This window comes from Flexivirga oryzae, assembly GCF_014190805.1.
GTDB classification, from domain to species: Bacteria; Actinomycetota; Actinomycetes; order Actinomycetales; family Dermatophilaceae; genus Flexivirga; species Flexivirga oryzae.
This window is the reverse complement of the sequence record NZ_JACHVQ010000002.1, coordinates 504,650-526,048: the sequence shown is the minus strand read 5'-3', so window position 1 is coordinate 526,048 and position 21,399 is coordinate 504,650. Positions and strand designations below refer to the sequence as shown.

The following is a 21,399-nucleotide window of genomic DNA, read 5'->3' as shown; positions in this document are numbered from 1 at the left end:
GATCCGACCCTATTCCGCCGGTGACGGCTCCCTCACCCAACGATGGCAAGACTCTCGTGTCAGGTTTTCTTGACATGTCCGGAAGTGTCAGGTTTACTTGACACCATGAACGACGACATGAAGCTCACCGAGGCGGCCGCGAGCACCAATCCCGCGCAGGGACTCGCCGCGGTTCGTGCACTCCGCGTCCTCGCCGACCGGTTGGAGGACGTGCAGGTGCGAAACGCTCGGGAGCGCGGTTGGAGTTGGCAGGCCATCGCCGATGTCCTGCAGGTCAGCCGACAGGCCGTTCATCAGAAGCATTCGCGGTGAAGGTGCTGCGGATCAACGACTTTCAAGGAGATCAACCATGTTTCGACGAATGGATTCAGAGCTACGAATAGCGATGCTGCAGGCGGTGGAGGAGCGCAGGGAGCTCGATCATGAGCTGCTCGGCCCCGATCACTTCCTGCTCGGACTTCTCTCGAACGTGCGCGGCTCGGCATACAAGGTGCTCGCCGAGCAGGGCGTGACCTACGAATGGGCACGTCGGGTGGTCGTCGAGAAGCACGACGACACGGCCTCGTCCGCACCGGCTCGGGACCGTCAGGACGCGGCGGACAATCTCGAGGAGGACCGGGAGGCGTTGCGGGCCATCGGTATCGACCTCGACAAGGTGCGGGACGCGGTCCGCGAGACGTTCGGTGAGGACATCACGGACGGGTGGGGGCAGCGCCGGGGACGCGGGCAGCACGGCGGTCATCGCGGACGTCGGCCACGCGGACCGCATCCGCGCGGCGGGCAGCTGCCGTGCGTGGAGGACACGGGTGAGTCCGGCTCCGACCGCGAAGGGCACGAGAACGAATCGGAAGGTTTCGACGAGGGATTCGGGCCGTTCGGCCCGGGCCCGTTCGGCCCCGGTGGTTTCGGGCCGGGTGGTTTCGGGCCGGGCGGTCGAGGCCGTCGCGGACCACGCAGCCGACGGTTCACCCAGGTGACCCCGAGCATGCACCGGGTGCTGCACGAGATGCGGCAGGAGATGCGGGCGTCGCACGGGTCCGGGCCGTGGGATGACGCCGGCGGGCCGCTCGCGGGTGTGGTGTTGGCGGCGCTCTTCAACAGCGGGGACCCGGCGATCGAAGCCATCATCGAGGCGTCCGACGACCCGAAGGCGTTGCGCGACGCCGTGGATGAATTGGCCGACCGGACCACCGCCTGACCTGGCCGTCCACGGGCTCGGCCGCTCATCTGAGTGGGTGGCCGAGCCCTGACGCATGTCCGAACACTGCACGGAATGTCCCTGGCCCACGGGCGCTGCGGGTCTAATCTGCCAAGAGCCCTACGGGGCCGCAGCATGCGATGAAGACGATTGCCGATGCAGAGGAACGGTTCGATGCTTGGACTGCCGGACGCCGTCACGACCTGCCTTTTCGACCTGGACGGTGTCCTCACCGACACCGCCAGCGTGCACCGCAAGGCGTGGAAGCAGATGTTCGATGCCTACCTGGAGGCACGCGACGGCCAGGATTTCCGGCCGTTCACCGACGACGACTACAACCAGTACGTCGACGGCAAGCCACGCCAGGATGGTGTCCGGGACTTTCTGACGTCACGGGACATCCAACTGCCCGAAGGGTCTCCCGACGACGGGCCGGACGCCGAAACCGTCTGGGGTCTGGGCAATCGCAAGAACGACAACGTGCAGGACGAGATCAAGCGCAACGGCGTCGAGGTGTACGAGGGCAGCCGGCGCTACCTGCAGCTGGCCCGTGAGAACGGGCTGCACCGGATCGTCGTGTCGTCGAGCGCCAACACTGCCATGGTCCTGGAGGTCACGGGGCTCGCGGAGTATGTCGAAGGGCGCGTTGACGGAGTCACCCTGCGGGAGCAGAACATCAAGGGAAAGCCAGCACCCGACTCCTTCCTCGCGGGGGCAAAGCTCGCGGGTGTGACCGCTGCTCAGGCCGCGGTGTTCGAGGACGCGGTCTCCGGCGTCGAGGCCGGCCACGCGGGGAACTTCGGCCTCGTGGTCGGCGTCGACCGAGTGGGTCATGCAGACGCGCTGCGGGAGCACGGCGCCGATGTCGTCGTGCAGGACCTTTCCGAGCTGATCGACGAGGAGAAATGACGATGGCCAGCGCGAAGAGCGAATTCACGGTCGAACCCTGGCGGGTGCGCGAACTCGGCCTCCATCCGGGCAATCTGGCGCAGTCCGAGTCGGTCTTCGCGCTGTCCAACGGGCACATCGGGGTGCGCGGCAACTACGACGAGTCGACGCCGAACGGCCTGCTCGGGACCTACCTCAACTCCTTCTACGAGGAGCGTCCGCTGCCGTATGCCGAAGCGGGCTACGGCTACCCCGAAGAGGGCCAGACGATCGTCAACGTCACGGACGGCAAGATCATCCGGCTGCTGGTCGACGACCAACCGCTCGACATGCGGTACGGCGTTGTCCGCCACCAGGAACGATCCCTGGACATGCGCGAAGGCCTGTTGCACCGCGACGTGATCTGGGAGACGACCGCCGGCACCCAGGTGCGCATCCGCTCGACCCGGCTGGTGTCCTTCACGCAGCGCGCCATCCTCGCCATCCGCTACTCGGTCGAGGCGATCAACAAGCCGGTGCGCATCGTGATGCAGTCGGAGATGGTCGCCAACGAGCGGCTCAAGGTCGCATCGAAGGACCCCCGGGTCGCTGCGGCCTTGAAGGATCCGTTGCGGCCGGAGGAACACTCCCACACCGGCAACCGGTCGTTGCTGATCCATCGCACGCGCCGCAGCAAGCTGCGCGTCGCGGTGGCCTGCGACCACGTCATCCACGGTGAGGAGGACTTCCACTCCAACACCTACGTGCAACCCGATTGGACCCGCACCACGGTGGGCACCGAGTTGCAGCCCGGCGAGACCGTGGGGTTGACGAAATTCGTTGCCTACGGCTGGAGTTCGCAGCGCACGCTGCCCGCACTGCGTGACCAGGTGGACGCCGCGCTGTCCGCGGTGCTGCACACCGGCTGGGACAACCTCGTCGCCGAGCAGCGCAGTTACCTCGACGAGTTCTGGGACGGCGCCGATGTCGAGGTCGACGGTGACCCGGCCATCCAGCAGGCGGTGCGTTTCGGTCTGTGGCACGTGCTGCAGTCCGGCGCCCGCGCGGAGGGGCGCGCCATACCCGCCAAGGGCCTGACCGGTCCGGGGTATGACGGGCACTGCTTCTGGGACAGCGAGATGTACGTCCTGCCGGTGTTGACGGCGACGGCCCCGCAGGCGGCACGGGACGCGATCAGCTGGCGCCTGTCGATCGCCGAACTCGCCGCGGAGCGCGCACAAACCTTGAAACTGAAGGGTGTTGCCTTCCCGTGGCGCACCATCCGCGGTCAGGAGTGTTCCGCCTACTGGCCGGCGGGGACGGCGGCCTTCCACGTCAACGCGGCGATCGCCGTCTCGGCTGCGCGGTATGTGTTCTGGACCCAGGACGAGGAGTTCGACAAGGAGATCGCCCTCCCGCTGCTGGTGCAGACCGCGCGCCTGTGGGCCGACCTCGGCTATCACGGCGACGACGGGCGTTTCCACATCGACGGCGTGACCGGTCCCGACGAATACAGCGCGATCGTCGACGACAACGTCTACACCAACCTGATGGCGGCCCGGAACCTCCGCTACGCCGCCGAAGCAGCCGAGCGGTGGCCGAAGGCCGCCAAGGAGCTCAAGGTCACCGAGTCCGAACGCGCCGACTGGTGGGCGGCGGTGGAGACGATCGCGGTGCCCTACGACAGCGACAAGGACGTCCACATGCAGGACGCCGACTTCACCCAGCACCGTGTCTGGGACTTCGAGGAGACACTCAAGGACGACGGCTACCCGCTGTTGCTGCACTACCCGTATGTCGACATCTACCCGAAGCAGGTCGTCAAACAGGCCGACCTGATCCTCGCAATGCACTGGTGCGGCGACGAATTCACCCCGGAGCAGAAGGCCCGCGCCTTCGAGTACTACGAAGCGGTGACCTGCCGGGACTCGTCGCTGTCGGCCTGCACCCAGGCCGTCATCGCCGCCGAGGTCGGCCAGGTCGAGCTCGCCCACGACTACGCGACCGAGGCCGCCCTGATGGACCTGCACAACCTGGAGCACAACACCGGCGACGGCGTGCACGTCGCGTCGCTGGCCGGCGCCTGGTTGGCATTGGTGTGCGGCTTCGGCGGGATGCGGGACCACCACGGGCAGCTCAGCTTCGCCCCGACGTTGCCGGAGAAGATCCAGCGCCTCGCCTTCACGCTGCGCTGGCAGGGCTGCAAGATCCGGGTCGAGGTCACCCACGAGCGGACGATCTACCAGCTGGAGGACGGTCCGGACGCCCATGTGCCGATCAAGCACTACGGGCGCAAGTTCACCCTGCGGTCCGGGAAGACGGCGTCCAAGGCCACCAAGCCACCGAAGCCGCTCACGCCACGGCCGAAGCAGCCGGTCGGCCGCGAGCCGATCCGGGCGGGTTCCGGCGGCTGAGCCGCGAGGCGGTTGAGCCGCGAGGCGGTTGAGCTTGTCGAAACCCCCCAGGGCGTGACCTCGACAGGCTCGGCCACCTCATGCTCGGGCACCGCGACATGGCCGGTGGCAGACTGGAGGCATGGCTGCAGAGACGAATTCGACCTCCGGAGTGCGGATCGAGCACGACTCGATGGGTGACATCGAGGTGCCGGCGGATGCCAAGTGGCGGGCGCAGACCCAGCGGGCCGTCGAGAACTTCCCGATCTCGGGCAAACACATCGAGCGTGAGTTGATCGGCGCGCTCGCGTCGATCAAGGGCTGCTCGGCGACCGTGCGCGCGGAGCGCGGCATGCTCGACCCGGAGAAGGCCAAGGCGATCCACACCGCCGCCGCCGAGGTGGCACGCGGCTTCTGGGACGACGAGTTCCCGATCGACGTCTTCCAGACCGGCTCGGGCACCTCGTCGAACATGAACGCCAACGAGGTCATCGCGACCCTGGCGCAGGATGCGCTCGGGCAGCCCGTCCACCCGAACGACGACGTCAACGACCCGTTCTCATCGAACGACCAGTTCCCCGCCGCCATCCACATCGCGGCCACCGCTGCCGTCATACACGAGCTCGTCCCGGCACTGCAACAGCTGGCAACATCGTTGGAGGGCAAGGCGATCGAGTTCGCCGATGTCGTCAAGTCCGGTCGCACACACCTGATGGACGCGACGCCGGTGACGCTCGGTCAGGAGTTCGGCGGGTATGCCGCGCAGGTACGACTCGGCATCACCAGGCTGGAGAGCGTGCTGCCACGCGTGGGGTCGCTGCCCTTGGGCGGAACCGCGGTCGGGACCGGCATCAACGCACCGGAAGGCCTTGCCGCCGAAGTGATTTCGCGGATCGCACAGGAGCTCGACCTGCCGCTGACCGAGGCCGCGAACCATTTCGAGGCGCAAGGTGCTCGTGACTCCCTCGTCGAACTGTCCGGCGTGCTGCGGACGATCGCGGTCGGTATGACGAAGATCGCCAACGACATCCGCTGGATGGGGTCCGGGCCGCGCACCGGCCTCACCGAGATCTTCCTGCCGGATCTGCAGCCCGGCAGCTCCATCATGCCCGGGAAGGTGAATCCGGTTCTGGCAGAGGCGGTTTGCCAGGTGGCAGCGCAGGTGGTCGGCAACGATGCCGCGGTCGCCTGGGGCGGCGCCGCAGGAAACTTCGAGCTCAACGTCATGCTGCCGGTCATCGCCGACAACCTGCTGCAGTCGATCGGGCTGCTCGCCAGGGTCGGTGTGCTCTTCGCGGACCGGTGCATCGACGGCATCACCGCCAACGCCGACCGCTGTCGCGAATTCGCCGAGTCGTCGCCGTCGATCGTCACCCCGCTGAACCACTACGTCGGGTATGACGAGGCCTCCGCGATCGCCAAGCAGTCCCTCAAGGAGGGCAAGACCATCCGGGAGGTCGTCATCGAACGCGGCCACGTCCGGGACGGCTCCATCAGCGAGCAGGAGCTGGACCGGGTGCTGGACGTGCTCGCCATGGCCCGCCCGCACGGTGACTGACGCGCCCGCCCCACCACTGACAGGCCCAACAAATATCGACAGGCCCAACAATACGGGTTTGAATCGGGCCCGATCGCCTGTCGATCTGAGCCTCTCGGTGGTTTTGTGGGCCTCTCGGCGGGGAGTCCGGCACTAGGCTGCAACCGTGCCCAGTTGGAAGAACCGGCCGTTCCGGCCGACCGCGGTGCTGCCGGGACGATCGCCGCGGCAGCAGCCGCTGCACGACGCGCCCGAACGCCTCCTGCAGCCGCGGCGGGAGGACGACGTGCCGGTCGAGGCATCGGTCGTCGAGAAGGCGCTCTACTGCAACGGGCGGCGTGTGGAGGCGCCACAGTCGTTGCGGGAGGCGATGCACCGCTTGCACGAGCCGGACAATCCGATGGCCTGGATCGGTCTGGTGCACCCGACCGAGGCGCAGATCAACGACATGGCCGCCGTGTTCGACCTGCACCCGTTGGCCGTCGAGGACGCCATCGTCGCGCATCAGCGGCCCAAGCTGGAGCGGTATGACGAGACGCTCTTCGCGGTCCTGCGCCCGGCGATCTACCTGGACGACTCCGAAACCGTGCAGATCGGCGAGGTGCACATCTTCATCGGGCCGGACTTCGTGCTCACCGTCCGGCATACCGACCGGATCAGCCTGGGCAAGGTCCGCCAGCGGCTGGAGGGTGACCCGGAGCTGCTCGCCCGGGGGCCGGAGGCGGTGCTCTACGCGCTGATCGACTTCGTGGTGGACGCCTACGCCCCGGTGATCGCCGGTCTCGAGAACGACATCGACGAGATCGAGAACCAGGTCTTCGAGTCCGACCCCGCCGTGTCCCGCCGCATCTACGAGTTGTCGCGTGAAGTGGCCGAGCTGCAGCGCGCGACCAAGCCGCTGCTGCAGATCATGGATGCGCTCGAGGGCGGCTTCGACAAGTACGGCACGGACGAGGAGCTGCAGCGCAACCTGCGCGACGTCAAGGACCACGCGACGAGCGTGGTGGAGCGGGTCGACGGCTTCCGCAGCAACCTCGCCGACATCCTGACCCTCAACGCGACCCTGGTCGCGCAGACCCAGAACGAAGAGATGCGCCGGCTCGCCGAGGCCGGCATGGACCAGAACGACGAGGTCAAGAAGATCTCCGCCTGGGCCGCCATCCTCTTCGCCCCGTCGCTGATCAGCGGCATCTATGGGATGAACTTCCACCACATGCCGGAGCTCGCCTGGCGGATCGGCTATCCGTTCGCGATCCTGCTCATGCTGGTCGTGTGCTGCGTCCTCTTCGTCATCTTCCGCAAACGGAAGTGGCTGTAACCCACCAGCCGACAGGACACGAAAGTACCGACAGGACAACTAAATCGGCTACGGCAGGGGCAATTTTTCGTGTCCGCTCGGTCGTTTGTTGTCCTCTCGGCGGGAGGGGCTACGGGTTTGCCGCCAGGAAGATGAACGCCGCTGTCAAGAGCAGATGTATGGCGCCCTGCAGGCGCGTCGCCCGTCCCGGCACGACGGTCAGGATGCCGACGACGGCGGTGATGCCGAGCAACACGATCTGGGTGTCCCCGAGGCCGAGGTGCAGATCGGTCGGCAGCCAGATGGACGCGATGGCGATGACCGGGATGGTGAGGCCGATGGAGGCCATCGCGGAGCCGTAGCCGAGGTTGAGGCTGATCTGCACGCGGTCGCGCCGGGCGGCGTTGACCGCAGCGAGCGTCTCCGGCGCGAGGACCAGCAGCGCGATGATCACCCCGACGAACGAGTTGGGCAGCCCGAGAGCGGACACCCCGTCCTCGATCGGCTTGGACTCGACCTTGGCCAGACCGACGACCGCGACGAGCGAGACCAGCAGCAGGGCAAGGCTCTGCAACGCGGCGCGGCTGGTCGGCGGCGGTGCGTGGTCGCCCTCGGACTCCTGGGTCGCCGGGTCGTCGACCGGTGCGGTCGCGTCCGACCCGTTCTGTGCGAGCGGCCGGTAGTCCTCGCGGCGCACCGGCAGGAAGAAGTCGCGGTGCCGGACGGTCTGGGTGAGCACGAAGAGCGCGTAGAGGGCGAGCGATGCGACGGCGGCGAACGCCAGTTGCGACCCGGAGAACTCCGGGCCGGACACGCTCGAGGTGAAGTTGGGCAGCACCAGACAGGTCGTGGCGACGGTCAGTACACAGGCCAGGGCAGCACCGGTGCCCTCCGCGTTGAAGGTGACCGTGTTGTGCCGCAAAGCTCCCACCAGCAAGGAGACCCCGACGATGCCGTTGCAGGTCAGCATCGCGGCGGAGAAGACGGTGTCGCGGGCGAGCGTGGCGGCGTCGGACCCGCCGCTGACCATGAGGGTCACGATCAGCGCGACCTCGATGACGGTCACCGCCACGGCCAGCACCAACGAGCCGAACGGTTCACCCACCCGGTGCGCGACGACCTCGGCGTGGTGCACGGCCGCGAGCACGGACGCGCACAGCAGCACGGCGACGACGACGATCCACGCAGCCCCGATGTGCTTGCCGAAGGTGAAGGGGAGCGGCAGCAACGCCAGGATGGGAGCCCAGACGGTCCAGCGGGCCAGCGCGGTGCGCAGTCGAGTCGGGTTCACCCACGCCATTATCCGGGACGGGAGGCGCTGGTCCGACATACGGCCCGGACCGGCGGTGCTCAGAACTCCTTCGACCAGGAATCGATCACGTCGACGACCGCGGGTGCGAGAACCTGCGTCGAGTCCGGCTGGTCCGCGAGGTGCAAGTCGTGGTCGATGCCCTTGATCAGCCGGTAGCCGGGGCCGCTCACGTGCGCTCGTCGCAGCGCGGACACCAGCGGGCCGGTCGAACTCGGCGGGATCTTGCTGTCGCGCGTACCGTCGGTCATCAGGACCTTGGTGCTGCTCGGAAGCTTCGCGGCGTACGTCGCGGGCACGAGTTCGTCGTCGCTGCGGGAGTACGCGGCGTTGTTCGGATTGATGACGCTCGTGAAAGCGCGTGCCACCTGGGGCGCCATACCCGACGTGGTGGCCGATCCGGTCGTGCGGAAGCTCACGATCTGTGCGTGGACCAGGCGGGAGTTCTGCCTGCCCGCGGCGGAGGTGAGCGCTCCGGACCTGACCCAGCCGGCGATGTGCTCGTCGAGCTGCAACTCGTGGACGGTGAGCAGCCGCAGGTCGCCCGGCTCCAGTAGGCAGAGTCCGGCCGGGCGCGGGGAGAGCGAATTCGCCAGCACGAGCGCGTACTTGCCGCCCTGGCTGTGACCGACCAGCAGCAGCTTGCCGGGATCGATGCCGGGCCGGCCGCGCAGGAAACTGTATGCCGCAGTCGCTTGATCCAGGAAGTCGTCGACGGTGATGGTGGAGGCCTTCCCGGCGAACCGCCCCGCACCGGTCTTGCCGGAGAAGTACTTGTCGAAGCGCAGTGACGCAATGCCTTGTCGGGCAAGCAGATCCGCGACCAGCCGCAAGGTGTCCGGGCTTTCGCCGGTCTTCGGGTTGCCGTTGCGGTCCGTCGGGCCGCTGCCGGCGATGAGCAGTGCGGCCGGCAGCTTCCGGCCGCTCGGGTGCGCGGGCTCTTCGAGCGTCGCGTAGGTCGTCGTGCCCTGGGCGTCGAAGGACACCTCGGTGCTCGTCGGCGCCGTTGCTGCGGTGCCCGATGCTGCGGTGCCCGGCGCAGCGGCGGTCACGGACGGCTTCGACGCACCTGCGCAACCGGCAAGCAGCACTGCAGCGGCAGCGCACGCGGCAACCGCGGATCTCCCCTGACCGAGCATGTCGTCCAACGTACCGCCGACCGAGGGGACGACATCGCTCCCGACAGGACAACATCACGCCGAGAGGACAAGCAAAACGCCACGGAACGGGCTGTTTTGCTTGTCCTCTCGGGTATTGCTTGTCCTCTCGGCAAAGAGGAGCGGTGGGGTTACGGGAGGTAGTACGTCGGGTTCGGGAGCTTGACCGGCACCAGGGCGTGGCCGCCGATCAGGTCGCTGAACTGGTCACCGAAGTTCGCGATGATCGTGTAGTTGCCGCCGGAGCGCGTCTCGACGTGCGCCCGGGTCTGCGACTTGTACTCGATCGTCGTGCACTTGGCGGCCGCGCACTTGATGTATGACGGCTGCTGGCTGTCACCGACGCCCGTCCACTTGGTGTAGTAGTTGGCGTTGGTGAAGCCGGTGTAGCCGACCTTGCTCAGGTTGCCGAGCGTGGCGGCCTTCTGGTCGTCGTTGCGGCCGGTGAGCCCGATCAGCGTGCACCCGGCCTTGCTCGCGGCATTGACCATCGCGACCATGCCCGGGGTGGCCGGGAACTGCTCGTTCTGCACCCACACGTCCTGCAGCGCGGGGTCGTAGTTGAACTTCATGGCGCCGTCTTCCATGTCATACGTCATCAAGGTCGTGTCGTCCGCGTCGAGCACGATGGCCGGGTTGACGCCGAACAGCTTCCCGAACCAGCAGGCCGTCGAGAGCAGCGGCGTGACGCTCGAGGTCAGCTTCGCCATCTCGGTCCGGTACGGCGAGGTGGTCGGGTTGGCGATGCCGTTGGAGTCCGCGTTGTAGTAGGTGCGGATCGTCGACTTCACCGAGTCGATGTTCGGAATGCCTTCTCCGCCTTGGGTTTTACCGCTGGACCCGTCCGGCTTCATGGTGAAGTGGGTCCGTGGCGACAGCCACGGCTCGCTGACACCGGGCAGGTCGGGGGACGGCAGGTAGTAGGTCGGGTTCGGCAGCTTCAGGTAGTGGTCTGCGTAACCACCCTGGAGGTCGGAGAACTGGTCGCCGACGTTGAGGGCGATGTCGTAACCCATCGACTCGATGTGCTTGCGGGTGCCCGCCTTGAACTCCACGGTGGTGCAGGAGCTCGTCGCGCACTTGATGTAGTTCGGCTGCTGGCTGTCGCCCACGCCGGTCCACTTGGTGTAGAAGCGGTCGAGGGTGAAGCCGCGGTAGCCGTCGTTGGCCAGGTTCTCCACCGTGGCCTTCTTCTGGTCGTCGTTGCGACCGGTGACCCCGAAGATCGTGAAGCCGACCCGCTTGGCGGCCGTGACGAACGCGACCATGCCCGGTGTGGCGGGGAACTTCTCGCTCTGCACCCACACGTCCTGCAGCGCAGGGTTGTAGTTGAAGTGCATGGCGCCGTCTTCCATGTCGTACGTCATCAGCGTCGTGTCGTCGGCGTCGAAGACGATGGCCGGCTTCTTGCCGTGCCGGGAGCTCTGTCGGTAGAGCGCCTTGAGCTTCTTGGTCTCCTTGGCGAGGATCCGCTGCATCTCGGTGCGGTATGGCGACGACGTCTTGCTCGCGATGCCGTTGGAGTCGGCGTTGTAGTAGGCCCGAATCGTCGCCTTCACCGAGTCGATGTTCGGAATCCCCTCTCCACCTTGGGTTTTGCCGCTAGAGCCATCCGGTGCCATCATGAAGTGGGTGCGCGGTGTGAGGTGCTTGTCGACCCAGGAGGAGAGCGACTTGACCATCTGATGGTTCGTGGAGGCGGCCGGCGGGTGGTGACCCGGTTTGGCCGTCGCAGTCGGCGCGAGTGCGAGCGCGGGGGCGGTTGTCGCCACCGTGACCGCAGCGATCAGTGCAGCACGACGATGCATATTTCATCTCCGAAACGTGACGATAATTGGGGCCCACCGACACTACTGCTCCGGAGACCGGAAGGCGCAAGACTTCAGCCAACAAAGTTGAAGTGGTAGTCCTCGCCCTCCTGCAGGGTGCTCGCGAACGGGTTGTCGAAACCGAAGCGGGCCTGATGCGCCAGCAGCCACTCGTTGGCAACCGCGCCCCACGAGTAGATCCACGGGGTTTCGCGCTCCTCGAAATCGATCGCCAGGCCGTAACCGTGGTTGGAGGTGCCCGGAGTCGCGGCGCGTGGGCTGCTGAACTTCTCGAACCAGAACTGCTGCTCGTCGTACGAGCGATAGGTGAGGTCGATGGTGGCGAAATGTCCGAAACGTCGTTTGAACGCCGCCTGCAGTCGGTGCAGGGCGTCGAGCGCGGCGCCGTTGAGATAGCGCGGCGTCGTCGCGGTGTAGCCGGGGTCGAACTCGCCAGTGGCGTTGTAGCACAACGGGATCGGCGACAGCAGGTGCTCCGGGATCCGGCCGTTGAGGCAGCTCGGGTCGGGCGTGTGCAGGGTGAGGGTGCCGCCGTTGACGTAGCCGCGTTCGGTGCGGATCCAGGGTCCGTCGTCGACGAGGCTGCCGCTGACCAGCTCGTGGTGCTGGTAGCGCCCGACGATCGGGTGCGAGAAGTCCGGGCCGGACCGGATGTTGGCGAACTGGTCGTCGGTGGTGACCCGTCCTTCGATGCGCGGACAGGGGGTCGCGGGTGTCGCCGGAGGCGCCTCGTCGGTCAGGTAGTCGCCGCTGACGCAGGCGCCGGTCAGTGGACCGTGCGTCACCTGGAGCCAGTCCTGCCCCGGGAGGCTGACGCCGGTCACCTGCGCGCCGGGCATCAGCAGGCCGACGGCTGGGTATGACGTGCTCGGCCCCATCCGGACGTTCAGATTGTCGATGTCCGGCGCGACGAAACGCGTGGTTTCCGAAGCCGGTGCGCCGGTCGGCGTCGAACCGGCGGGTGCGGTTGTCATGGTCGCCCTCCCCTCGCGATCACACCTCCATTCCACCAGATGCCGGTGGTGTTGGTGTGACTTATTGCGCCGGTCGATGTCGGCGCGGTGCAACCGGTGGCGAGATCGGACGCCTCAGCGGGTGTCGTCGAACAGCCCGGTGGGGAGGCCGTCGATGCTGCGCTGGTTGGTGTCCCGCTGGTAGGTGGCGAGGCCGTCCGCACCCTTCTTGGCCGCCCACGAGTCCATCAGCGTGCGGTCCTCCTGGAAGTCGAACAGCGGCACACCGTAACCGCAGGACTTCTGCACCAGCTCGACCCGCAGGTCGAAGATGTTGCGTGCTCCGCGCATCGGCGGGAACAGGTCGATCAACTCGTCCCACTCCGGATCGCGCCGGTGCAGGACCCGCGCCGCGCCATACAACCGCAGCACGATCGGCGTGCGGGTGAACGAGCAGAACATCAGCGTCATCCGCGGTGTGTCCAGCAGGTGGGCGGCCGTCTCGTTCCCGCTACCGGTGCCGTTCAGCCAGACGACCCGATCGGGGCCGAGCACGCGCAGCGAGTCCAGGCCCTTCGGGGACACGTTGACCCGACCGTCGCGCGCCGCGGTGCCGACGAAGAACAGGTGCTGCTCCTCGATGAACCCGCGGAACTGGTCGCTGATCTCGGGGTACTGGGTGGCCACGCCCCAAGTCTGGCAAGCCGGCGGTGCGGCCTCAAATGACTTCCGGGTCGCCGCTCGCGCTCTCCATCGGCTTGCCGGCCGCGTGCCACGCCTTCATGCCGCCGGAGACGTTGATCGCCTGGTAGCCGTTCTCGCCCAGCCACTTGGCGGCTCGGGCGGACCGGCCACCGCCGCGGCAGACGACCGGGATCGGGCCGTCGGTCGAGGGCAGCTCGCCGAGCCGGTCCTGCAGCTCCTCGATGGGGATGTGGACGGCGGTCGGCGCGTGGCCGGCGTCCCACTCGTCCTGGCGGCGGACATCGAGGATGACGGCGTCGTCGGCCAGTTCGGCCGGAGTGGTGTTGTTGCTCATACGCCGATCCTGCCAAACGGGCGGGGGAGATCAGGTGTGCAGGGTGTCGAAGAGTTCGTCGACCACCTGCGCCAGCCGGGCCAGCTCCTCCAGGTGGTCCGCGGACAGCGCGTTGAGTCGTTCGCGGCCCTCGTCGGTGAGGCTGAGCCGCACGACCCGGTGGTCGGCGCCGTCGCGGTGCCGGTCGATCAGCCCGAGCTCCTGGGTGCGGTTGACCAGCTCGACCGCGGTGTTGTGCCGGACCAGCAGGTAGTCGGCGACCTCCCCGATCGTCGGGCCCTCGTCCCCGCCGTGCCCGCGGATGGCGAGCAGCAGCTGATGCTGGCTCGCGGTGAGCCCCATCGCCGCCGCCTGTGCCGCGCTCCAGTGCTCGAATTTGCGCAGGCGCGTGCGCATCCGCAACAGGCGTGCGTAGTCGGCGTCGGTGACGCGCGGGCGCGTGGCCACGGATTGGACCTTCCGTTGTGATTTCGGGCAACCCTATACTATGTCGTCGCACGACATAGTCGTGTCACGATATAAATGTGAACCAGTGCACATGACAAGAGAGTGACCCCGTTGAGCTCGACCCAGCCCATTGCGCCGAACGACGTACCGCGCGACGTCCACCACCTCGGCGACTTCCGCGCGACACCGCGAATGGTCGTCATCGCCGCGCTCGCCATTCCGGTCGGCGCCATCGCGGCAGTCGTGGCGTGGGCCCTGCTGCGGCTCATCGGGTTGATCACCAACGCGATCTTCTACCAGCGCATCGACACCGCGCTCGTCGCACCGGGTGGCGGTCACGACCACTGGTATGTCGTGCTGCTCGCCCCGATCATCGGTGGTCTGGTCATCGGGGTGATGGCGCGCTACGGGTCCGAGAAGATCCGCGGACACGGCATGCCCGAGGCGATCGAGGCGATCCTGCTGGGCGGCAGCAAGGTGCAACCGCGGGTCGCGGTGCTGAAACCGGTGTCGTCGGCGATCGCGATCGGCACCGGCGGTCCGTTCGGTGCCGAGGGCCCGATCATCATGACCGGCGGTGCCATCGGTTCGCTGTTCGCGCAGTTCCTGCGGCTGACCGCCGACGAACGCAAGACCCTGCTGGTGGCCGGTTCGGCGGCCGGTATGGCGGCAACCTTCAACACGCCGTTCGCGGCGGTGATGCTGGCGGTGGAGCTGCTGCTGTTCGAATGGCGGCCGCGCAGCTATGTGCCGGTGGCCACCGCGGTGTGCGTCGCGACCGTCATACGACACCCGATGCTGGGCAGCGGTGTGCTCTTCCCGGTGCACGGCGCCCTGCACGTCTCGCCGCTGGCCGAGCTGCTGTGTGCGGTCACCGGGATCGTCGCCGGCCTGCTCGCGATCGTGTCGACCATGCTGGTCTACGCCGCCGAGGACGGTTTCCGGCGGCTGCCGGTGCACTGGATGTGGTGGCCGGCGATCGGCGGCATCATCATCGGCCTCGGTGGCCTGATCGTGCCGGAGGCGCTGGGCGTCGGCTACAACATCATCGGCGCCGAGCTGGACGGCAGCATCTCGATCGGCCTGGTCGTGGGCATCCTGATCGTCAAGACCCTCATCTGGTCGCTGTCACTCGGATCGGGCACCTCCGGCGGCATCCTCGCGCCGATGTTCATGATCGGTGGCGCGCTCGGTGCCCTCGAGGCGCACATCTTCCCCGACGTCGGTCCCGGTTTCTGGGCGCTGGTCGCGCTCGCCGGCGTGCTCGGCGGCGTCATGCGCTCGCCGTTCACCGGGGTGATCTTCGCGCTGGAGCTGACCGGCCGGTTCGACGCCATCCTGCCGATGATCATCGGCGCGTCCACGGCGTTCGCGCTGTCCAGCCTGCTGCTGAAGCGCTCGGTGCTGACCGAGAAGATCGCCCGCCGCGGCTACCACCTGACGCGGGAGTACGACGTCGACCCGCTGGAGATCTACTTCGTCGGCGAGGTCATGCAGCGCGACATCCTCAGCTACGAGAGCGACCTGTCCGCGGCGGAGGCGCTGGAGGTCATCTCCGGCACCGAGCCGGCCAAGGTGGAGACCCGCCGGCAGATGCTCTACCCGGTCGTCGAGGACGGCGACAAGATCGTCGGCGTGGTGACCCGGACCCAGCTGGAGACCGCCGTGCACGAGGGCTCCGCAAACCGGCCGGTGCAGGAGCTGTGCATCACCGCGCCCATCGTCACGCACTCCGACCAGACGCTGCGGGAGACCGCGAATGCCATGGCCGCCAACGCTGTCGACAAGATGCCGGTCGTCGACCGGGAGGACTCGACCCGGTTGGTCGGGCTGGTGTCGCTCACCATGTTGCTCGAGGGCCGGGTCCGTGACGTCCGGGAGGCGCAGGAGTCCGAGCGGGTGCTGCGGCTGCGGGTCGCGCGGCCCAGCTGGTTCGGCCGGCAGGACCGCCCGTAGCGCTGAGGCCCGTCAGGCCTGGATCAGGCCGGTGCGGATCGCGTAACGGGTCAGCTCGACCCGGTCCTTCAGGCCGAGCTTCGCGAGCAGGTTGGCACGATGCCGCTCGACCGTCTTGGGGCTGATGACGAGCAGGTCGGCGATCTCCCGACTGGAGCGGCCCTCGGCGACCAGTTTGAGGATCTCCTCCTCGCGCGGGGTGATCGGCGAACCGGTCGGGTCCGCGCCGCGACGCACCTGGTCGAGATAGTTGCGGATGAGTGCGTTCACCGCTCCGGCATACAGGAACGGCTCGCCGCGCAGCGCGGCCCGGCAGCCCTCGATCAGGTCGCGGTCGGCCACCGACTTCAGGACGTACCCGGAGGCGCCCACCTTGAGCGCCTCGAAGAAGAACTCCTCGTTGTCGTGCATGGTGAGGATGAGGATCGGCAGGTCGGGGCGCTCGCGGGAGAGCTCCCGGGCGGCCTGCAGGCCGGTCATCCGCGGCATCGAGATGTCCAGGATCGCCAGGTCCGGCAGGTGGGCGCGGGCCTGCTCGATGGCCTCGGCGCCGTCGCTGGCCTCCGCGACCACCTGCAGGTCCGGCTCGTTGTCGATGATCAGCCGCACCCCGCGGCGGACCAGCGCGTGGTCGTCGGCCAGCAGCACGGTGGCGGGGTTCTGCGCGTCGAAGGTCATGCGGCCCCCGTGGTCTGCGGGTCGACGGGGACCTCGAGATGTATGTCGGTGCCGTGTCCGGTCGGCGGGGTGCCGATGGTCAGGCGGGCACCGATGAGCAGGGCGCGTTCGCGCATCCCCTGCAGGCCCGCGCCTTCGGCGGCGCCCGCCATACCCACCCCGTCGTCGCGGATCCGCAACTCGACCCGGGTGGGTGTGTGCTCCAGCGACAGCATGACCCGCTCCGCCCGTGCGTGCCGGGTGATGTTGGTCAGCGCCTCCTGCGCCACCCGGTAGACGACCAGCTCGGTCTCGGTGCCGAGCTGCGGCAGGTCGGGGCTGCAGGTGTAGTCGATCTGCAGGCCGGTGCGCTCGGCGGTGTCGCCCGTGAGTACCCGCAGTGCGCTCGGGAGTCCGAGTTCGGTGAGCACACCGGGGCGCAGCCGGTGGGCGATCCGCCGGATCTCGTCGAGGCTGCCACGCGTGGTCTCCTGCACCTCCCGCAGCTCCGCCCGCACGTGGTCGGGGGCGCGATCGGCAACCCGTTTGAGGTCGAGCAGCACCGCGGTCAGGGTCTGCCCGACCTCGTCGTGCAACTCCTGGGCGATCCGCCGGCGCTCGGCCTCCTGCGCGGACAGGGCACGGGCCGCGCTGCGGCCCCGCTCGGACTCGAGCCGGTCGATCATGGTGTTGAAGGTGCGGATCACCTCCGCGACGTCCCCGCCGCCGGCGTCCACCGGGCGGGGGACCGGGCGCAGCAGGTCGACGGAGGTCATGGCCCGGCTGAGCCGGCGCAGCGGCGCCAGCCCGATCCGGAAGAGGACGCCGTCGAGCGCGAGCAGGGCGGCGAGTCCGAGGACGACGACGACGATCTCGGCGAAGACCGGCTGTGCGGAGACGCTCGCCGGCCCGAAGACCAGGCTGATGGTCGCCGCGACGAGCACCACGGCGTTCAGCAGGTAGATCCGCCAGAAGAGCGACATAGTGCCGCGAGCCTGACATGCGAGGCGTCGCGGCGTCCACACGACGGGGCCGTGCTGCACGGTTCACGCCGCGAAGATGGGTGCTGACACCGATGGTGAACCGGCGCGGGACCGGTCAGGGTGGAAGGGACGAGAACCCAGCCGAAGGGTCGTGATGCCGATGATGACACCACGGCGGTGGCTGCAGGTGGCGCTCGTCACGGGGCTGGCGGCGGTCGCGATCGGGATGACTCTGGGGCACGGTCTGCTGATCGCCGCCGGCCTCGTCGTGGCGGGTCTGTCCGCGGTCGAGCCACCGCGCCGGAGGACGCGTCACGCCGATGCGGCTGCATGGTTGCCCACGACCGATATGGGTGTCAGCACGGATACCGGGGCGCCGGCCGATTTGAAAGGCTGGCAGCGGATCGACAACGACATACGGACGGAGGCGCCAGTGATGACCGAAGTGGTGCCGGGCGCCGTCGGGTTGCTCACGCGACCGCGATGTATGACGGGAACGGATGCTATGCAGGCAGGGGACATCGCCGCCCACGCGCCGACCGTGACCACGGGCGATCAGGTGATCCGAGCGGTTCGGGTGATGGCCGTCAGCCGCATCCCGGGACTGATCGTCGTGGACGACGAGGGACGCCCGGTGACGGTGCTGCCGGGCAGCCAGGTGCTCCGCCTCATCGTGCCGGACTCCTACCGGGACGACCCGGCGCTGGTGCGCACCGTCGACGAGTCGCACGCGGACCGGTTCTGGTTGACCGCGGCCAAGCGGACGATCGCGGACTGCCTGCCCGACCCGATGAGACCCCCGGTCCTGGTGCGTGCCGACGCGACGCTGCTCGAGGTCGCCGCGCTGATGGCGCGGCTGCGTAGTCCGGTCATCGCGGTCGTCGACGACGACGGATCCCTGCGTGGCGCGATCACGCTCGAGCGGCTGATCACCAGCCTCGCCGTGACGGCCGGTGACGACCTGACCGACAACCCCTGATCCCACTGGGCGTTTCGCCCGGGTGAGGAGGACACCCCGTGAACCGCCCAGCCCGTCCCCCGAGGACCAGCCGATGACAGCGGCGCTGGCCCTGACGATCTTCCTTGTCGCCTTCTTCTTCATCGCCACGGAGAAGGCCGACAAGGTTGCGGTGGTGCTCATCGCCTCGGGGGTGATGGCCGGGCTGAAGCTGATCCCGGGCAGCGAGGTCTTCTTCTCCGAGCACGCGGGCATCGACTGGAACGTCATCTTCCTGCTGCTGGGGATGATGATCATCGTCGGCATCATCAAACAGACCGGCCTCTTCGACTTCCTGGCGATCTGGGCGGCGAAACGGTCCGGCGGCAAGCCGTACCGGCTGATGGTGATGCTGATGATCATCACCGCGATCGCGTCGCCGTTCCTGGACAACGTCACCACGATCATGCTGGTCGCGCCGGTGACGGTGGTGGTCTGCGACCGGCTGGCCGTCTCGGCGCGGCCCTACCTGATCGCCGAGGTGCTCGCGTCCAACATCGGCGGTGCCGCGACGCTGATCGGCGATCCGCCGAACATCATCATCGGCAGCCGGGCCGGGCTCAGCTTCACCGACTTCCTGGTGCACATGGCGCCGGTCGTCGTGGTCATCTTCGTGGTCTTCGTGCTCGGCGCGCGGGTGCTCTTCCGGTCCGAGTTCCGGTACCACCCGGACCGGGTCGCCGAGGTGATGCTGCTCAACGAACGCCGGGCGATCACCGACCCGGCGATGCTGCGCCGGGCGCTGGCCGTCTTCGCCCTCGTGGTCGTCGGTTTCAGCCTGCACGGGGCGTTGTCGCTCGACCCGGCGATCGTCGCGCTGCTGGGTGCCGGTGTCATGCTGCTGGTGACGCGGACCGACCCGCAGGACGCGGTCGCCGAGGTGGAGTGGCCGACCCTGATCTTCTTCATGGGCCTGTTCGTCATGGTCGCCGGACTCACTCACACCGGGGTGATCGACACCTTCGGTGGCTGGGTCGCGGATGCGGTCGGCGACAACTACTACCTGGCCGCCACCGCGCTGCTGTTCGGGTCCAGCATCCTGGGCGCCTTCTTCGACAACATCCCGTATGTCGCGACGATGGCCCCCGTCGTCGAGGAACTGGCCGCCGACGCGCCCGACGAGGCGACCGGACGGTCGCTGTGGTGGGCGTTCGCGCTCGGCGCCGACTTCGGCGGCAACGGCACCGCCGTCGCAGCCAGCGCCAACGTGGTGGCCATCGGCCTGGCCGCCCGCACCGGGCACCGGATCAGCTTCTGGCAGTTCACCCGCTACGGCATCGTGGTCACGGCGGTGACCACGACGCTCGCCTGGGTGTACGTCAGCCTGCGGTACTTCGTGTTCGCGTGAGACCCGGTCAGGTGAAGACGCTCAGCAGCATCACGAACGCGAAACCGACGACCGAGATCGCGGTCTCCATCAGCGACCAGGACCGGATCGTCTGGCCGACCGACATCCCGAAGTACTCCTTGACCAGCCAGAAGCCGGCGTCGTTGACGTGGGAGAAGAACAGCGATCCACACCCGATGGCCAGCACCAGCAGCGCCAGGTGACTCGGTGACAGGTCGGCGGCGAGGCCGCTGACGATGCCGGCCGCCGTCACCGTCGCGACCGTGGCCGACCCGGTCGCGAGCCGGATCCCGACCGCGACCAGCCAGCCGAGCAGCAGCACGCTGATGTGCTTGCCCTCGGCCCAGTCCGCGATCACGTTGCCGACACCGGCGTCGACCAGCACCTGCTTGAATCCGCCGCCGGCGCAGACGATCAGCATGATGCCCGCGATGCCGGGCAGGCCGCGGCCGAGGGAGTCACTGGCCTGGCTGCGCGACATACCCGAGCCGAGGCCGAGCGCGAAGTAGGCGACGACGACGGTGATCAGCAGGGCGACCGACGGGGTGCCGATCACGTCCAGGATCTGCCGGGCCCGGTTGTCCTCGTCGTGCACGATCAGGTTGATGATCGCCGCCGGCAGCATCAGGCAGACCGGCAGGAGCAGCATCGCGACCGAGCGGCCGAAGCTGGGGCGGGTGGTGGCGCCGGTCTTGTCGTCGAGGTGGGCCGCGACGTCCTCGGTGCTGCCGCCGGGCAGCGTCGGGTGCTCGATCGGCACCATTCGGTCCAGCACCCGGGCGAGCAGCGGGCCGCAGAGGACCAGGGTCGGGATCGCGACGATGAGGCCGAAGATGAGCGTGCGCCCCTGGTCCGCGTGCAACGACGCGATCGCGGTCTCCGGGCCGGGGTGCGGTGGGACGAGGCCGTGCAGCACCGACAGGCCGGCGAGGGCGGGTATGCCGACCAGCATCAACCGTTGCCCGGTGTGCCGGGCCACCATCAGCACGATCGGCACCAGCACGACCACGCCGATCTCGAAGAACATCGGCAATCCGATGAGCGCCGCCATCAGCGCCATACCCCAGGGGAGGGCGGAGCCGGACAGTTTGTCGCTGATGGTGTCGACCACGACCCCGGCGCCGCCGGAGTCGACCAGGATCTGGCCCAGCATGGCGCCGAGCGCGATGAGGAGTGCCACCGAGCCGGCGGTGCCGGAGAAGCCACCGTTCGGGGAGATCGCGCCGTTGGTGAAGCTGGTCACCGCATCAGCGCCGGGGATCCAGGCGACCAGGGCCACGACGGCCGAGCCGACGATCAACGAGATGAAGGGGTGCAGTTTCACCACGACGATCAGCAGCACCACGGCGGCGATGCCGGCCAAGGCTGCGAAGGTGAGCTGCGTGTTGCCCGCGTGCGACAGCTGGGCCGCGTCCTTGGCGATGAGCATGGG

The 21,399-nt window shown here is 68.1% G+C and carries 19 protein-coding genes; 9 read left to right on the top strand and 10 right to left on the bottom strand.

Annotated features, from left to right (window positions below; genetic code table 11):
- The first annotated feature begins 105 nt into the window (after positions 1-105).
- The 6 genes from FHU39_RS15550 to FHU39_RS15525 all read left to right on the top strand — a co-directional run bounded on the left by FHU39_RS15550 (position 106) and on the right by FHU39_RS15525 (position 7,313).
- Entirely contained in the window at positions 106-312 is a 207-nt protein-coding gene (locus FHU39_RS15550) for a helix-turn-helix domain-containing protein (protein ID WP_183321490.1), read from the top strand.
- A gap of 37 nt (positions 313-349) precedes the next feature.
- Positions 350-1,198 carry a Clp protease N-terminal domain-containing protein gene (locus tag FHU39_RS15545; protein ID WP_183321489.1) on the top strand — a complete coding sequence of 283 codons (849 nt, stop codon included), beginning with the start codon at positions 350-352 and terminating at the stop codon, positions 1,196-1,198.
- Positions 1,199-1,372: 174 nt separating this feature from the next.
- Positions 1,373-2,107: a beta-phosphoglucomutase family hydrolase gene (locus FHU39_RS15540; protein WP_183321488.1), complete on the top strand. Its 735-nt coding sequence runs from the start codon at positions 1,373-1,375 to the stop codon at positions 2,105-2,107.
- A 2-nt stretch (positions 2,108-2,109) separates the two neighbouring features.
- Positions 2,110-4,479: a glycoside hydrolase family 65 protein gene (locus tag FHU39_RS15535; protein ID WP_183321487.1), complete on the top strand. Its 2,370-nt coding sequence runs from the start codon at positions 2,110-2,112 to the stop codon at positions 4,477-4,479.
- A gap of 121 nt (positions 4,480-4,600) precedes the next feature.
- Positions 4,601-6,016, top strand: coding sequence for a class II fumarate hydratase (locus FHU39_RS15530; RefSeq protein ID WP_183321486.1), 1,416 nt, complete (start codon positions 4,601-4,603; stop codon positions 6,014-6,016).
- A gap of 265 nt (positions 6,017-6,281) precedes the next feature.
- Positions 6,282-7,313: a magnesium and cobalt transport protein CorA gene (locus FHU39_RS15525; RefSeq protein WP_425484790.1), complete on the top strand. Its 1,032-nt coding sequence runs from the start codon at positions 6,282-6,284 to the stop codon at positions 7,311-7,313.
- A gap of 109 nt (positions 7,314-7,422) precedes the next feature.
- Here FHU39_RS15525 and FHU39_RS15520 read toward each other — a convergent pair whose 3' ends face one another.
- The 7 genes from FHU39_RS15520 to FHU39_RS15490 all read right to left on the bottom strand — a co-directional run bounded on the left by FHU39_RS15520 (position 7,423) and on the right by FHU39_RS15490 (position 14,026).
- Positions 7,423-8,583: a calcium:cation antiporter gene (locus FHU39_RS15520; protein WP_343065935.1), complete on the bottom strand. Its 1,161-nt coding sequence runs from the start codon at positions 8,581-8,583 to the stop codon at positions 7,423-7,425.
- A 59-nt stretch (positions 8,584-8,642) separates the two neighbouring features.
- Positions 8,643-9,653, bottom strand: a complete 1,011-nt coding sequence (locus FHU39_RS15515; protein ID WP_183321484.1) for an alpha/beta hydrolase family protein — start codon at positions 9,651-9,653, stop codon at positions 8,643-8,645.
- 236 nt (positions 9,654-9,889) lie between these two features.
- The gene (locus tag FHU39_RS15510) at positions 9,890-11,566 is read right to left on the bottom strand and encodes an HAD family acid phosphatase (protein WP_246336586.1); all 1,677 of its coding nucleotides are present in this window, start codon (positions 11,564-11,566) and stop codon (positions 9,890-9,892) included.
- A 74-nt stretch (positions 11,567-11,640) separates the two neighbouring features.
- A complete protein-coding gene (locus FHU39_RS15505) occupies positions 11,641-12,561 on the bottom strand; it encodes an SH3 domain-containing protein (RefSeq protein ID WP_183321483.1) in 921 nt (306 codons plus the stop codon).
- A gap of 114 nt (positions 12,562-12,675) precedes the next feature.
- Positions 12,676-13,227 (bottom strand): pyridoxamine 5'-phosphate oxidase family protein, encoded by a 552-nt coding sequence (locus FHU39_RS15500; RefSeq protein ID WP_183321482.1) that lies wholly within the window; start codon positions 13,225-13,227, stop codon positions 12,676-12,678.
- Between the two features lie 31 nt (positions 13,228-13,258).
- Positions 13,259-13,579: a rhodanese-like domain-containing protein gene (locus tag FHU39_RS15495; protein ID WP_183321481.1), complete on the bottom strand. Its 321-nt coding sequence runs from the start codon at positions 13,577-13,579 to the stop codon at positions 13,259-13,261.
- A gap of 30 nt (positions 13,580-13,609) precedes the next feature.
- Complete coding sequence (locus tag FHU39_RS15490; RefSeq protein WP_221185554.1) at positions 13,610-14,026, bottom strand: MarR family transcriptional regulator; 417 nt, start codon at positions 14,024-14,026, stop codon at positions 13,610-13,612.
- A gap of 111 nt (positions 14,027-14,137) precedes the next feature.
- Between FHU39_RS15490 and FHU39_RS15485 the strand changes: the two genes are divergently transcribed.
- A complete protein-coding gene (locus FHU39_RS15485) occupies positions 14,138-15,982 on the top strand; it encodes a chloride channel protein (RefSeq protein WP_221185553.1) in 1,845 nt (614 codons plus the stop codon).
- Between the two features lie 12 nt (positions 15,983-15,994).
- Here FHU39_RS15485 and FHU39_RS15480 read toward each other — a convergent pair whose 3' ends face one another.
- Positions 15,995-16,660, bottom strand: coding sequence for a response regulator (locus FHU39_RS15480; protein ID WP_183321480.1), 666 nt, complete (start codon positions 16,658-16,660; stop codon positions 15,995-15,997).
- The gene (locus FHU39_RS15475) at positions 16,657-17,622 is read right to left on the bottom strand and encodes a sensor histidine kinase (protein WP_183321479.1); all 966 of its coding nucleotides are present in this window, start codon (positions 17,620-17,622) and stop codon (positions 16,657-16,659) included. Before FHU39_RS15475 ends, FHU39_RS15480 begins: the two co-directional genes overlap by 4 nt.
- A 160-nt stretch (positions 17,623-17,782) precedes the next feature.
- Here FHU39_RS15475 and FHU39_RS23840 point away from each other — a divergent pair, with 160 nt between their 5' ends.
- On the top strand, positions 17,783-18,601 hold the full coding sequence (locus FHU39_RS23840; RefSeq protein ID WP_221185552.1) for a CBS domain-containing protein: 819 nt from the start codon (positions 17,783-17,785) through the stop codon (positions 18,599-18,601).
- Between the two features lie 73 nt (positions 18,602-18,674).
- The gene (locus FHU39_RS15465) at positions 18,675-19,967 is read left to right on the top strand and encodes an ArsB/NhaD family transporter (RefSeq protein WP_183321478.1); all 1,293 of its coding nucleotides are present in this window, start codon (positions 18,675-18,677) and stop codon (positions 19,965-19,967) included.
- A 7-nt stretch (positions 19,968-19,974) separates the two neighbouring features.
- On the opposite strand, the gene FHU39_RS15460 is transcribed toward FHU39_RS15465, so the two are convergent.
- Positions 19,975-21,396: a GntT/GntP/DsdX family permease gene (locus tag FHU39_RS15460; protein ID WP_183321477.1), complete on the bottom strand. Its 1,422-nt coding sequence runs from the start codon at positions 21,394-21,396 to the stop codon at positions 19,975-19,977.
- Between the last annotated feature and the right edge of the window lie 3 nt (positions 21,397-21,399).

What these genes read in the sequence shown, in the direction of transcription:
- FHU39_RS15550 (WP_183321490.1), top strand. Translation starts at nt 106, where the DNA reads ATGAACGACGACATGAAGCTCACCGAGGCGGCCGCGAGCACCAATCCC.
- FHU39_RS15545 (WP_183321489.1), top strand. Translation starts at nt 350, where the DNA reads ATGTTTCGACGAATGGATTCAGAGCTACGAATAGCGATGCTGCAGGCG.
- FHU39_RS15540 (WP_183321488.1), top strand. Translation starts at nt 1,373, where the DNA reads ATGCTTGGACTGCCGGACGCCGTCACGACCTGCCTTTTCGACCTGGAC.
- FHU39_RS15535 (WP_183321487.1), top strand. Translation starts at nt 2,110, where the DNA reads ATGGCCAGCGCGAAGAGCGAATTCACGGTCGAACCCTGGCGGGTGCGC.
- FHU39_RS15530 (WP_183321486.1), top strand. Translation starts at nt 4,601, where the DNA reads ATGGCTGCAGAGACGAATTCGACCTCCGGAGTGCGGATCGAGCACGAC.
- FHU39_RS15510 (WP_246336586.1), bottom strand. Translation starts at nt 11,566, where the DNA reads ATGCATCGTCGTGCTGCACTGATCGCTGCGGTCACGGTGGCGACAACC.
- FHU39_RS15505 (WP_183321483.1), bottom strand. Translation starts at nt 12,561, where the DNA reads ATGACAACCGCACCCGCCGGTTCGACGCCGACCGGCGCACCGGCTTCG.
- FHU39_RS15495 (WP_183321481.1), bottom strand. Translation starts at nt 13,579, where the DNA reads ATGAGCAACAACACCACTCCGGCCGAACTGGCCGACGACGCCGTCATC.
- FHU39_RS15480 (WP_183321480.1), bottom strand. Translation starts at nt 16,660, where the DNA reads ATGACCTTCGACGCGCAGAACCCCGCCACCGTGCTGCTGGCCGACGAC.
- FHU39_RS15475 (WP_183321479.1), bottom strand. Translation starts at nt 17,622, where the DNA reads ATGTCGCTCTTCTGGCGGATCTACCTGCTGAACGCCGTGGTGCTCGTC.
- FHU39_RS23840 (WP_221185552.1), top strand. Translation starts at nt 17,783, where the DNA reads ATGATGACACCACGGCGGTGGCTGCAGGTGGCGCTCGTCACGGGGCTG.
- FHU39_RS15465 (WP_183321478.1), top strand. Translation starts at nt 18,675, where the DNA reads ATGACAGCGGCGCTGGCCCTGACGATCTTCCTTGTCGCCTTCTTCTTC.
- FHU39_RS15460 (WP_183321477.1), bottom strand. Translation starts at nt 21,396, where the DNA reads ATGCTCATCGCCAAGGACGCGGCCCAGCTGTCGCACGCGGGCAACACG.